We start from the raw sequence: 12,846 nt of genomic DNA on the forward strand, positions 1-12,846 counted from the left end.
GCTATGAGCGCCTGATGAGCACGCGGCGATGAAGACGTCAAGTTAACGACGGTCCGGACGGCACAGCCAGCCTCCCGGGCCGAGTAAGGGAGTGCAGTGGCGAAGGTCCGGGTATACGAGCTCGCTAAGGAGTTCGGCGTCGAGAGCAAGGTCGTCATGGCCAAGCTCCAGGAAATGGGGGAGTTCGTCCGCTCGGCGTCCTCCACCATAGAGGCGCCGGTGGTCCGCAGGCTCACCGAAGCTCTGGGCGCATCGAAGGGTGGGTCCAGCAGGGGCGGCGGTTCGTCGTCCAACAAGCCGCAGCCGCCAAGGGCTGCTCCCCGGCCGGCTGACAGCCAGGCCGGCAATGGCGCAGAGGCGCCGATTCCGTCTGCCCCGCGTCCGGGGCCCAAGCCCGGTCCGGCCCCGAAGCCGGGCCCGCGTCCTGGTCCGGTTCCGATGCCGCACCAGCAGCAGCAGGCGCCCGCGCAGCCCGAGGCCCCGCGCCCCGAGGCTCCGCAGGCCCGTTTCGACAGCGGCACCTCCGCGCGGCCGACGCCCGGCCCGCGCCCCGGTCCCGCGCCGCGTCCCGGCGGTCCCAAGCCCGGTCCCGCGCCGCGTCCCGGCGGGCCCTCGGGCGAGCGTCCCTCGGGTGAGCGCCCCTCGGGTGAGCGTCCCTCGGGTGAGCGCCAGCAGGGCTCGCGCCCGGGCGCACAGTCCGGCGGCGGCCCGCGTCCCGGTCCCAAGCCGGGCCCGCGCGGCCCGCGCCCCGGCAACAACCCGTTCTCGTCCAACGCCAGCGGCATGGGCCAGGCCCGGCCTGACCGCCGTCCCGGCGGCGACCGTCCCGGTGGCCGCGACGGTGGCCAGGGCGGTCCGCGCGACCGTCGTGACGGCCCGCCGCGCGATGGCGGGATGCCGCGTCCGCCGCGTCCCGGCGGCGACCGTCCCGCTCCCGGCCCGCGTCCGGGTCCGCCCGGCGCCGCAGGTCCGCGTCCGGGTCCCGGCGCCGGTGGCCCCCGTCCCGGCGGGCCGCGGCCGAACCCGATGATGATGCCGCAGGGCCGTCCTTCCGGTCCCGGTGGCGGCGGTGGCGGCGGCGGTCGCCCCGGCGGCGGCGGTGGCCGTCCCGGTGGTGGCGGCGGTGCCGGCCGTCCGGGTGGCGGCGGCGGTCGTCCCGGTGGCGGCGGCGGCTTCGCCGGTCGTCCCGGTGGCGGCGGCGGTGGCGGTCCCCGCACGGGCACCGGTGGTCCCGGTGGCGGTGGCGGCGGCGGCTTCGCCGGTCGTCCCGGTGGCGGCGGCGGTCGTGGCCGCGGCGGCGGTACGGCGGGCGCCTTCGGTCGCCCCGGCGGCCGTCCGACGCGTGGGCGCAAGTCCAAGCGGCAGAGGCGCCAGGAGTTCGACAACATGTCGGCGCCGGCGATCGGCGGCGTGCAGGTCACGCGGGGCAACGGTGCGACGATCCGCCTCCCGCGCGGCGCGTCGCTGTCCGACTTCGCCGACCGCATCGGCGCGAACCCCGCCTCGCTCGTGCAGATCATGCTGCACCTGGGCGAGATGGTGACCGCCACGCAGTCGGTCAACGAGGACGCGCTGCAGCTTCTGGGCCAGGAACTGGACTACAACATCCAGGTCGTCAGCCCGGAGGAGGAGGACCGCGAGATCCTCGAGGCCTTCGACATCGAGTTCGGCGAGGACGAGGGCGACGAGGCCGACCTGGCCGCGCGTCCGCCGGTCGTGACCGTCATGGGTCACGTCGACCACGGTAAGACGAAGCTGCTGGACTCCATCCGCAAGACCAACATGGTCGCCCGCGAGGCCGGTGGCATCACCCAGCACATCGGTGCCTACCAGGTCGAGACCACCCATGAGGGCGAAGACCGCAAGGTCACCTTCATCGACACCCCGGGTCACGAGGCGTTCACCGCCATGCGTGCCCGAGGCGCCAAGGCCACCGACATCGCGGTGCTGGTGGTCGCGGCCGACGACGGTGTGAAGCCGCAGACCATCGAGGCGCTCAACCACGCCCAGGCGGCCGACGTGCCGATCGTGGTCGCGGTCAACAAGGTCGACAAGGAGGGCGCCGACCCCAACAAGGTCCGCGCCCAGCTCACCGAGTACGGCCTGGTGGCCGAGGAGTACGGCGGCTCGACGCTCTTCGTGGACATCTCCGCGAAGAACGGCACCGGCATCGACGCGCTCCTCGAGGCGATCATCCTGACCGCCGACGCCGAGCTCGACCTGCGCGCCAACCCGACGATGGACGCTCAGGGCATCGCGATCGAAGCGCACCTCGACAAGGGGCGCGGTCCGGTGGCGACCGTCCTGGTCCAGCGCGGCACGCTGCGCGTCGGCGACTCCATCGTCTGCGGCGAGGCGTTCGGCCGCGTCCGGGCGCTGCTCGACGACAACATGGAGCCGGTCGAAGAGGCCGACCCGTCGCGTCCGGTCCTGGTCATGGGTCTGACGGCCGTGCCGAGCGCCGGTGACAACTTCATCGTGGTCACCGACGACCGGATGGCTCGCCAGATCGCCCAGCAGCGCGCCGCGCGCAAGCGCAGCGCCGACATGGCCAAGTCCAGCCGCCGCCGCAGCCTCGAGGACATTTTCAAGGACCTCGAGAAGGGCAGCGTCGACGAGCTCAAGCTCATCATCAAGGGCGACGTGTCCGGTTCGGTGGAGGCCCTGGAAGACGCCCTGCTCAAGATCGACGTCGGCGAAGAGGTCAGGCTCCGTGTCCTGCACCGCGCGGTCGGCGCCATCACCGAGTACGACGTCAACCTGGCCGTCGCCGACGACAACGCGGTCATCATCGGCTTCAACGTCCGGCCCGAGCCCCGGGCCCGCGACCTGGCCGAGCGCGAGGGTGTCGACATTCGGTACTACTCGGTCATCTACCAGGCGATCGAGGAGATCGAGGCCGCGCTCAAGGGCATGCTCAAGCCCGAGTTCGAAGAGGTGCAGATGGGCACCGCCGAAGTCCGCGAGGTCTTCAAGGTGCCGAAGATCGGCAACGTCGCCGGTTCGCTGGTCCGCACGGGCGTCATCGTCCGCAACAGCAAGGCCAGGATCATCCGCGACGGTGTCGTCGTCGCCGACAACCTCACGGTGTCGTCGCTGCGCCGCTTCAAGGACGACGCGACCGAGGTCCGCGAGGGCTTTGAGTGCGGTATCGGTGTCGGCTACAACGACATCAAGATCGACGACGTCATCGAGACGTTCGAGATGCGGGAGAAGCCGCGCGTGTAACACGTGGCCGGGCGCCCGGCGGACCATCCGCCGGGCGCCCCTCGCGCGCCCGGCCTGGCTTTCCACCGCAGCGCAGCCGGGCGTGCGTTCTGAACTCGAGCAAAGCGGTGGTTGCCAACGATGTATGTGGGTGCTCTGACCCTGGACATCCTGCTCGGCGACGTGCGCTCGCTGAAGCAGAAACGATCTGTCGTGCGTCCCCTGGTCGCCGAGGTCCTGCGGCGCTACCCCAGTGCGGCCGCGGCCGAGACCGGACACCTCGACCTGCACCGCAGAGCGGAGATCGGCGTCGCCGTCGTCTCGTCCTCCGCGGCCAACTGCAAAGAGGTCCTGGACGCCTGCGAACGCCTGGTGGCCTATCGCCCCGAGATCGAGCTGCTGTCCGCCCGGCAGCGGATCTACAACGACGAAGAGTGAGACAAAGGGGGACTTTGACATGGTGGACGCCGCACGAGCGCGCAAGCTCGCCGACCGCATCCAGCAGATCGTCGCCGAAATGCTGGAGCGGCGGATCAAGGACCCACGCCTGGGCTTCGTGACCGTGACCGACACCCGTATCACGGCCGACCTGCGCGAGGCCACGGTCTTCTACACGGTCTTCGGCTCCGAGGCCGAGCGGGCCGACAGCGCCGCCGCGCTGGAGAGCGCCAAGGGCATCATCCGCTCGGAGGTCGGCAAGCAGACCGGGGTGCGCTTCACGCCCACGCTGACGTTCAAGCACGACCCGCTGCCCGACAGCGCCCGGCAGCTCGACAACCTCATCAACGCCGCGCGCGCCAAGGACGAGGAACTCGCCCGCCAGGCGGAGAACGCCACCTACGCCGGCGACGCCGACCCCTACAAGAAGCCCGACACGGACGACGCGGACGAAGACGAGCCGTCCGACCACGCGGGGCACTCGACAGCATGACGCCCGACGTGCGCGACGGAGCTCGCGGGCGCCCTTCCCGGGGCGCCCCGGCCCGCGTTCTCGGCGGTACGGCGGAGCGTCCCGGTGGCCAGGCCGTGGGGGAGACGGCCTGGACCCGGGTGCTCTCCCTGGTACGGCAGGCCGACGAGGTGGCCCTGGCCTGCCACGTTTCGCCCGACGGCGACGCGCTGGGCTCGATGCTGGCCGTCGGCCTGGTGCTGCGCTCGATGGGCAAGAGGGTCGTGGCCTCCTTCGGCGACCGGAACTTCGCGGTGCCGCGGCTGCTGCGCTTCCTGCCCGGGCAGGACCTGCTCGTGCCGCCGGCCGGCTACCCGGCCGAGCCCGACCTGATGATCACCTTCGACTCGTCCACGCTCGACCGGCTCGGCCTGCTGGCCGTCAACGCCGGGAAGGCGCGCGAGGTCGTCGTCATGGACCATCACCCGTCCAACACCGGGTTCGGCACGATCGGGATCATCGACCCGGACGCGGCGGCCACGGCCGTCCTGGCCGAGCAGCTGATCTACCGGCTGGGCGGCGGCCTCGACCGCGACGTGGCCACGTGCCTGTATGCCGGGCTGGTCACCGACACCGGTTCCTTCCGGCACTCCTCCACGACCGCGTCGGCGCACGAGATGGCCGCCCGGCTCGTGGCGACCGGGCTGCGCACCGACGAGATCGCCCGGGAGCTGTGGGACCGTTCCCCGTTCGGCTACCTCAAGGTGCTCGGCGCCGCCTTGGAGCGCGTCACCCTGGAGGACGGGCTGATCTGGACCTACGTCACGCGCCTCGACCGGGCCGCGTACGGCCTGCCGTACGAGGAGGTGGAGGCCATCATCGACGTGGTCAGGCGGACCGACGAGGCCGAGGTGGCCGTCGTGCTCAAGGAGGACGACCTGGGCGCCTGGCAGGTGTCGACGCGGTCCAAGGGCGCCGTGGACATGGCGGCCGTCTGCGCCGCGCTGGGCGGTGGCGGGCATCGCAGCGCCGCCGGGTTCACCTCGCACGAGAGCGTGGAGGCGACCATGGACAACATCCGGGCACTACTTCCGAGGAAGGCTTGATGGCCGAGAGCGGCTTGATCATCGTGGACAAGCCGGCCGAGTGGACGTCGCACGACGTCGTCGGCAAGCTGCGCCGCATCGCCGGCACGCGGCGGGTGGGGCATGCGGGCACGCTGGATCCCATGGCCACCGGCGTGCTGGTGATCGGGGTGGAGAAGGCGACCCGGCTGCTGGGGCACCTGGCGCTGACCGAGAAGGTGTACGAGGCGACGTTCCGGCTGGGCGTCTCGACCAGCACCGACGACGCCGAGGGCGAGCTGCTGGCCACGACCTCGGCCGGCGGGGTGGCGGTGGAGGCGATCCACGCCGGGGTGGCGGCGCTGACCGGGCCGATCATGCAGGTGCCGCCGCAGGTGAGCGCGATCAAGGTGAACGGCGAGCGGGCCTACAAGCGGGCGCGGGCCGGTGAGGACGTCGAGTTGAAGGCGCGGCCGGTGACGGTGCACGCCTTCGAGGTGACGGCGGTGCGGGCGCACGACGACGTGGTGGACGTCGATGCCACGGTGCGGTGCTCGTCCGGGACCTACATTCGCTCGCTGGCCCGGGATCTGGGCGACGGGCTCGGGGTCGGCGGGCATCTGACGTATCTGCGGCGGACCCGCGTGGGGCCCTACGAGCTGTCGGCCGCGCGGACGATCGAGCAACTGGCCGAGGAGTGCGTGGTGCTGCCGATCGGGCAGGCGGTGGCGGCGGCCTTTCCCCGGATGGACGTGACGGCCGAGCAGGCGCGGGTCGTCTCCCACGGCGGACGGCTGGCCGCGGCCGGGCTGGGCGAGGGGCCGATCGGGGTGTTCGGGCCGGACGGCGAACTGCTCGCCCTGGTCGAGGAACAGGGCCGCACCGCCAAGCCCCTGGCCGTCTTCACCGCCGCCTGACCGGCGCTAGCCCTGGGCCGCTTCCGGTCAGACCCGCCGCTTTCACGCGCCCGACTCCGGGCGACATGTCCGGAATGGCGTGGCATTGGTGGGTGTCAGGCGGGTTTTCTGGCGACCATGATGTCGCGGACGATGGCCTGGTCGACCCAGTGTTCGAAGTCCGGAAATTTCTGGACTTCGAGCCCGGACCCCTCCAGGATCCCGGCCAGGTCGTCGCGGCTGCCGCCGTAGGTGTTCCAGGAGATGCCCATCGCGCCCCCTGGCTTCAGCAGCTCCGCCCAGACGGGCACCGCCCTGCGGATCAGCTCCAGCGGGCTGCGGGACAGGCCGCCGCCCCCGCTCCGGCTGCCGTGCTGCACGCCGTACGGGGCGTCGGTGGCGATCACGTCGAACGAGCGCGGCCTGAAGAAGTCGCGCCCGCGCAGGGTGTCGGCGCTGACCACGCCCACCTGCTGCGTGTCGCCGCCCTTGAACGCCTCCTTGGTGGCGGCGAAGGTGACGTTGAGCCGCCGCCCGATCAGCGCCCGGTCACGCCGGACCGGGACCGTCTCGGCGGTGTGCTTGAGCCGCCGGTCGCGCAGCCACTTCTTGAGGAACCCGGAATACGCCTCGAAGTCCTTGCCGTCCACGTCCATGCCGTAGGCGTCGTAGCCGTACATGAGCGCCTGGTTGAGCGTGGTGCCCCGCCCGCACATCGGGTCGAACAGCGACAGATGCCCGCCGAGCGGGAAGTCGGTGGCCAGCACGGTCACGTTGAGCAGCAGCTTGGTGAAGTGCTCGTTGGTCTTGCCGGCGTACTTCTGGATGGTCAGCAGGTCGCTGCTCAGCTTGTCCAGCGGCGCCACGCTCAGCGGGCGCAGCAGCTCGCCCTCGACGCCGAACAGCGCGTAGACCGACGACAGGTTCGACAGCAGCGCCACGTCGTGCTCGTCCAGCGGGGTGGCGGTCTCGAAGCAGACGTACGGCACGCCGCCGACGACCTCCTCGGCCACCTCCGCGACCTCGGCCCGGAGCGCCCGCCGGCCGAAGACCTCCAGCTCGGATCGGGTCAGGCGGATGGATGCCTCACCGTAGACCCGGTTGAAGGCAGGCAGGATCAGCAGCGCGTATCGAGGCATGATGCGACGATGCTACCCCTCGATGACAGGTGAACCCGGCGGGCATGGCAGGCTTGACGCTGTTGAGTGGTCACGGAAACGAATGGGGCCGGGCGTGCAGCGTTCTGGAGGGTCCGTCGTCACGATCGGCGTGTTCGACGGCGTGCACCGCGGGCATCAGCGGGTGCTCGCGCGAGCCGCCGAGGTGGCCGGGGAGCGCGGGCTGCGCGCGGTCGCGCTGACCTTCGAGCCGCACCCCGCCGAAGTGGTCAGGCCCGGGTCCCACCCGCCCCGCCTGACGACCGCGCGCCGCCGGGCCGAGCTGCTGCGTACGGCGGGCGCGGACGAGGTGGAGGTGCTGGAGTTCACGCTGGAGGCGTCCCGGCTGTCCCCGGGGGACTTCGCCGAGCAGGTGCTGGCCGACCGGCTCGGGGCGCAGGCGGTCGTGGTGGGGGCGAACTTCGCCTTCGGCCACAAGGCGGCCGGCGACGTGGAGACGTTGCGAGAACTCGGTGCGAAGTACGATTTTTCGGTAGAAGTCGTGCCGTTGGTGGAGGGCGTCAGCTCGACCGTGATCAGGGAACTGGTGGCCGAGGGCGAGGTCGCCGCCGCCACCGCCGAGCTCGGCCGGCCGCACCGGGTGGAAGGCGTCGTGGTCCGCGGCTACCAGCGCGGGCGCCAGCTCGGTTTCCCCACCGCCAACGTGGAGACCCCGCCGCACACCGCGATTCCCGCAGACGGCGTGTACGCGGGCTGGCTGCAGTGCGTGGCCGTGGGCAACCTGCCGGCCCTGTACGAGGGCAGCCGCTGGCCCGCGGCGATCTCGGTGGGCACCAACCCGACCTTCGAGGGCGTGCCGCGCACGGTCGAGGCATATGCGCTCGACCGCGACGACCTGGAGCTGTACGGCGCGCACGTGGCCGTGGACTTCGCTGCCCGCCTCCGGGCGAACACGAAGTTCGACTCCATCGAGGCGCTGATCGCCCAGATCCACGCGGATGTCGACGAAGCCCGGCGGATCACCGGCTAACTACTATGCGGCCATGGACGCCTTACTTCTCTGGATCATCGCGTTCGCCATCCTCCTCGCGGCGCCCGTCATCGCGGTTCTCCAGATCATGGGCGGACGCCTGCGCCGCCTGCGCCGCCTGGCGGCCGAGCAGGAGGACCAGAAGGATCTCGCGTGGCGGGTGCGGGACATGAAGGCGGCCGGCCGTACCGAACAGGCGGTCTTCCTCGTGCGCGGCGAGACGGGGATGGGCGAGGACGACGCCCGGCGCTTCGTTAACAGTCTGTGAGATCACGCGGAGTACGCGGGCTGTCAACTGGTGGTAGCCTGTGGTGTCGGCTCTGTTTCGGCGGCGCGTCGCGCTGCCCGCACGATGCCTTCGTTGCGGCGACTGTAGGCACGCATGGTCGCTCGCGTCACCTGATCCATTCACCGCGTGTCCGTAGATTGAAGGAGAGCCGTGTCCCTCGACACCGCTGCCAAGAAGGCAATCATCGCCGAGTACGCGACCGCTGACGGCGACACCGGGTCGCCCGAGGTGCAGATCGCGCTGCTCAGCAAGCGCATCAGCGAGCTCACCGAGCACCTGAAGACGCACAAGCACGACCACCACAGCCGTCGTGGCCTGCTTCTGCTCGTCGGGCGCCGGCGTCGCCTGCTGAAGTACCTGCAGAACACCGACATCCAGCGCTACCGTACGCTCATCGAGCGGCTCGGCCTGCGTCGATAGAATGGCAAGGGAGCGGCCCGGTGGCCGCTCCCTTCTCATATGGGCACCGGCGAGTCGCGCCGGGCCACACAACTGAAGATCAGAGACACTGAGAGCCCCCGCGTCCGTCAAGCACCATGCGACCCGCGACGCCTGCGGGCCGGTCCTCGGTAGTGGCTTCCGGTCAGGAACCGGGCGCTTCGATCGAAGACCGGCGCTGCACCTAACGAGGGTGCCGGTGAGTAAAGAGGGCGCGGGAGACCGACCGACCAAGGAGGTCCCCCGTGGAGGGTGTCCACACCGCCGAAGCCGTCATAGACAACGGCGCGTTCGGCACGCGCACGATCCGGTTCGAGACCGGGCGGCTGGCCCGCCAGGCCGCCGGTTCGGCTGTCGCCTATCTCGACAACGACACGATGGTCCTGTCCGCGACCACCGCCTCGAAGTCGCCCAAGGAGAACTTCGACTTCTTCCCGCTCACGGTCGACGTCGAGGAGCGCATGTACGCCGCGGGCCGCATCCCCGGCTCGTTCTTCCGCCGTGAGGGCCGTCCCTCCGAGGACGCCATCCTCACCTGCCGCCTCATCGACCGCCCGCTGCGCCCCTCGTTCGTCAAGGGCCTGCGCAACGAGATCCAGGTCGTGGCCACCGTCATGGCGCTCAACCCCGAGCACCTGTACGACGTGGTCGCCATCAACGCCGCCTCGCTGTCCACGCAGCTGGCCGGGCTGCCGTTCTCCGGTCCGATCGGCGGCGTGCGCGTCGCGCTGATCGACGGCCAGTGGGTGGGCTTCCCGACCCACCAGGAGCTGGAGAAGGCCACCTTCGACATGGTCGTGGCCGGCCGCGTGCTCGACGACGGCGACGTCGCCATCATGATGGTCGAGGCCGAGTCCACCAAGGACACGCTGAAGCTGGTCGCCGACGGCGCCGTCGGGCCCACCGAGGAGACCATCGCGCAGGGTCTCGACGCGGCCAAGCCGTTCATCAAGGTGCTGTGCGAGGCGCAGAACAAGATCGCCAAGGTCGCCGCCAAGGAGACCGCCGAGTACCCCGTCTTCCCCGACTACCAGGAAGACGCCTACGAGGCCGTCGAGGGCGCGATCAGGAGCGAGCTGGCCACCGCGCTCACCATCGCCGGCAAGCAGGAGCGCGAGAACGAGCTCGACCGCATCAAGGGCGTGCTGCTGGACAAGCTCGGCGAGGGCTTCGAGGGCCGCGAGAAGGAGCTGTCGGCCGCCTACCGCTCGGTCATGAAGAAGCTCATGCGCGAGCGCGTCGTCAAGGACGGCATCCGCATCGACGGCCGCGGCACCAAGGACATCCGCGCCCTGAGCGCCGAGGTCCACGTGATCCCGAGGGTGCACGGCTCGGCGCTGTTCGAGCGCGGCGAGACCCAGATCCTCGGCATCACGACGCTGAACATGCTGCGCATGGAGCAGGTCATCGACACGCTCAACCCCGAGCGGACCAAGCGCTACATGCACAACTACAACTTCCCGCCGTACTCCACCGGTGAGACCGGCCGCGTGGGCTCGCCCAAGCGCCGCGAGATCGGCCACGGCGCGCTGGCCGAGCGGGCGCTCATCCCGGTCCTGCCGACCCGCGAGGAGTTCCCCTACGCGATCCGCCAGGTCTCCGAGGCGCTCGGCTCCAACGGCTCCACCTCGATGGGCTCGGTCTGCGCCAGCACGATGGCGCTGCTGGACGCCGGTGTGCCGCTCAAGGAGATGGTCGCCGGCATCGCGATGGGTCTCATCGGCGAGGGCGACACCTACGTCACCCTGACCGACATCCTGGGCGCCGAGGACGCCATGGGCGACATGGACTTCAAGGTCGCCGGCACCAAGGACCTCATCACCGCGCTCCAGCTCGACACCAAGCTCGACGGCATCCCGGCCTCGGTCCTGGCCGCCGCGCTGAAGCAGGCCAAGGGCGCGCGCCTGGCCATCCTCGACGTGATGCAGGAGGCGATCGACTCCCCGGCGGAGATGAACCCGACCGCGCCGCGCATCATCACCATCAAGGTCCCGGTCGACAAGATCGGCGAAGTCATCGGCCCCAAGGGCAAGATGATCAACCAGATCCAGGACGACACGGGCGCCGAGATCACCATCGAGGACGACGGCACGATCTACATCGGCGCCACCGACGGCCCGTCCGCCGAGGCCGCCCGGTCCGCGATCAACGCCATCGCCAACCCGCACATGCCCGAGGTGGGCGAGCGTTACCTGGGCACGGTCGTCAAGATCGCCGCCTTCGGCGCGTTCATCTCGCTCATGCCGGGCAAGGACGGCCTCCTGCACGTCTCCCAGATCCGCAAGCTGCACGGCGGCAAGCGCATCGAGAACGTCGAGGACGTCATGAGCGTCGGGGAGAAGATCCAGGTCGAGATCGCCGAGATCGACGGCCGGGGCAAGCTCTCCCTGGTCCCGGTCGAGGTCATCGAGAAGGAGGCCGAGGAGAAGGCCGCGGCCCCCGCCGACGGCGCCCCGGCCGAGGCCGACGCCGCTGCGGCCGAGGACAAGCCGCGTGACGACAAGCCCCGCCGTACCCGCACGCGCACCCGCACGGTGCGCAACACGGAGGACGACCGGAACTCGTGACGACTACCACGCTGCATCCTGGAAAGGACGGTGCCGGGGTCGTCCAGCGCACCGTCCTCCCCGGTGGGCTGCGCGTGGTGACCGAGACCATGCCGACCGTGCGTTCCGTCGCGGTCGGCATGTGGGTCGGCATCGGCTCGCGTGACGAGGCCCCCGAGCACACCGGGGCCACCCACTTCCTGGAACACCTGCTGTTCAAGGGCACGCCCACGCGGAACGCCATGGAGATCTCGGCGTCCGTCGAGGGCATCGGCGGGGAGATCAACGCCTTCACCGCCAAGGAGTACACCTGCTACTACGCGCGGGTCCTCGACGAGGACCTGCCGCTCGCGGTCGACGTGCTCGCCGACGTGGTGACCAGCTCGCTGATCACCGCGGAGGACGTCGAGTCCGAGCGAGGCGTCATCCTCGAAGAGATCGCCATGCACGACGACGACCCGTCCGACGTGGTGCACGAGCAGTTCTCGGCCGCGTTGTACGGCGACTCGCCCATCGGACGCCCGATCCTGGGCACGGTCGACTCGATCAACGCGCTCGGCCGTGAGCGCATCCTCGAGTACTACCAGCGCTACTACCGCCCGATGCGCACGGTCGTCTCCGTCGCCGGCAACATCCGCCACGAGCAGGTGGTGGAGCTGGTGGCCCGCGCCTACGAGCGGGCCGGCGCCCTGGGCGGTTCGCTGGAGTGCGCCCCGCCGCGCACCAGCGGCCCGGGCGCGGCGACCCACTCCGGCGTGCGGGTGATCGACCGCCCGACGGAGCAGGCCAACCTGGTGCTCGGCACCACCGGCATGTCGCGCACCGACGATCGCCGCTTCGCCCTGGGCGTCCTGAACGCGGCGCTGGGCGGCGGCATGTCCTCGCGCCTGTTCCAGGAGATCAGGGAGAAGCGCGGCCTGGCCTACTCGGCCTACTCCTACACCTCGGCCTACGCCGACACCGGCCAGTTCGGGATCTACGTGGGCTGCCTGCCCTCCAAGATCGACGACGTGCTCCAGATCTGCCGCGACGAGGTGGCTCGCGTGGTGGACGAGGGCCTGAGCGCCGAGGAGATCGTCCGCGGCAAGGGCCAGATGCGCGGCGGGCTGGTCCTCGGCCTGGAGGACACCGGTTCGCGCATGTCCAGGATCGGCAAGAACGAGCTGGTCTACGACGAGCTCATGTCCGTGGACGAGGTCCTGGCCAGGATCGACGCGGTGACCCCGGAAGAGATCGCGGTGGTGGCCGCCGACGTCCTCAAACGCCCTCTGACCCTCGCGGTCATCGGGCCGTACGGAGACAAGGACTTCGCCCCGGCGATCGCCTGACAACGTGCTGAAAGCCCCGCACGGCCTGTGGCGGTGCGGGG

The 12,846-nt window shown here is 70.8% G+C and carries 11 protein-coding genes; 10 read left to right on the forward strand and 1 reads right to left on the reverse strand.

From position 1 onward, the window contains the following. Positions 1 to 96: 96 nt before the first annotated feature. The 5 genes from infB (at position 97) to truB (ending at position 6,077) form a co-directional block, all read left to right on the forward strand. Positions 97 to 3,228: a translation initiation factor IF-2 gene (gene infB / locus FVE25_RS44310; RefSeq protein WP_157253528.1), complete on the forward strand. Its 3,132-nt coding sequence runs from the start codon at positions 97 to 99 to the stop codon at positions 3,226 to 3,228. A 120-nt stretch (positions 3,229 to 3,348) separates the two neighbouring features. Then, a complete protein-coding gene (locus tag FVE25_RS44315; RefSeq protein ID WP_157253529.1) occupies positions 3,349 to 3,645 on the forward strand; it encodes a DUF503 domain-containing protein in 297 nt (98 codons plus the stop codon). 19 nt (positions 3,646 to 3,664) lie between these two features. Beyond that, entirely contained in the window at positions 3,665 to 4,138 is a 474-nt protein-coding gene (gene rbfA, locus FVE25_RS44320; protein WP_157253530.1) for a 30S ribosome-binding factor RbfA, read from the forward strand. Beyond that, positions 4,135 to 5,202, forward strand: coding sequence for a DHH family phosphoesterase (locus FVE25_RS44325; protein WP_157253531.1), 1,068 nt, complete (start codon positions 4,135 to 4,137; stop codon positions 5,200 to 5,202). The genes rbfA and FVE25_RS44325 overlap by 4 nt, the downstream gene beginning before the upstream one ends. Next, complete coding sequence (truB, locus tag FVE25_RS44330) at positions 5,202 to 6,077, forward strand: tRNA pseudouridine(55) synthase TruB (RefSeq protein WP_157253532.1); 876 nt, start codon at positions 5,202 to 5,204, stop codon at positions 6,075 to 6,077. The genes FVE25_RS44325 and truB overlap by 1 nt, the downstream gene beginning before the upstream one ends. A gap of 95 nt (positions 6,078 to 6,172) precedes the next feature. On the opposite strand, the gene FVE25_RS44335 is transcribed toward truB, so the two are convergent. After that, positions 6,173 to 7,195, reverse strand: coding sequence for a TRM11 family SAM-dependent methyltransferase (locus FVE25_RS44335; protein WP_157253533.1), 1,023 nt, complete (start codon positions 7,193 to 7,195; stop codon positions 6,173 to 6,175). Positions 7,196 to 7,277: 82 nt separating this feature from the next. On the opposite strand from FVE25_RS44335, the gene FVE25_RS44340 reads away from it, so the two are divergent. The 5 genes from FVE25_RS44340 (at position 7,278) to FVE25_RS44360 (ending at position 12,805) form a co-directional block, all read left to right on the forward strand. Continuing rightward, the gene (locus FVE25_RS44340) at positions 7,278 to 8,204 is read left to right on the forward strand and encodes a bifunctional riboflavin kinase/FAD synthetase (RefSeq protein WP_157253534.1); all 927 of its coding nucleotides are present in this window, start codon (positions 7,278 to 7,280) and stop codon (positions 8,202 to 8,204) included. A 13-nt stretch (positions 8,205 to 8,217) separates the two neighbouring features. Beyond that, positions 8,218 to 8,472, forward strand: a complete 255-nt coding sequence (locus tag FVE25_RS44345) for a hypothetical protein (RefSeq protein WP_157253535.1) — start codon at positions 8,218 to 8,220, stop codon at positions 8,470 to 8,472. Positions 8,473 to 8,643: 171 nt separating this feature from the next. Continuing rightward, positions 8,644 to 8,913: a 30S ribosomal protein S15 gene (gene rpsO, locus FVE25_RS44350; protein ID WP_157253536.1), complete on the forward strand. Its 270-nt coding sequence runs from the start codon at positions 8,644 to 8,646 to the stop codon at positions 8,911 to 8,913. 263 nt (positions 8,914 to 9,176) lie between these two features. Then, positions 9,177 to 11,498, forward strand: a complete 2,322-nt coding sequence (locus FVE25_RS44355; protein ID WP_157253537.1) for a polyribonucleotide nucleotidyltransferase — start codon at positions 9,177 to 9,179, stop codon at positions 11,496 to 11,498. Next, entirely contained in the window at positions 11,495 to 12,805 is a 1,311-nt protein-coding gene (locus FVE25_RS44360; RefSeq protein WP_157253538.1) for a M16 family metallopeptidase, read from the forward strand. The genes FVE25_RS44355 and FVE25_RS44360 overlap by 4 nt, the downstream gene beginning before the upstream one ends. Positions 12,806 to 12,846 lie beyond the last annotated feature (41 nt).

Source organism: Nonomuraea typhae, assembly GCF_009760925.1.
Taxonomy (GTDB): domain Bacteria; phylum Actinomycetota; class Actinomycetes; order Streptosporangiales; family Streptosporangiaceae; genus Nonomuraea; species Nonomuraea typhae.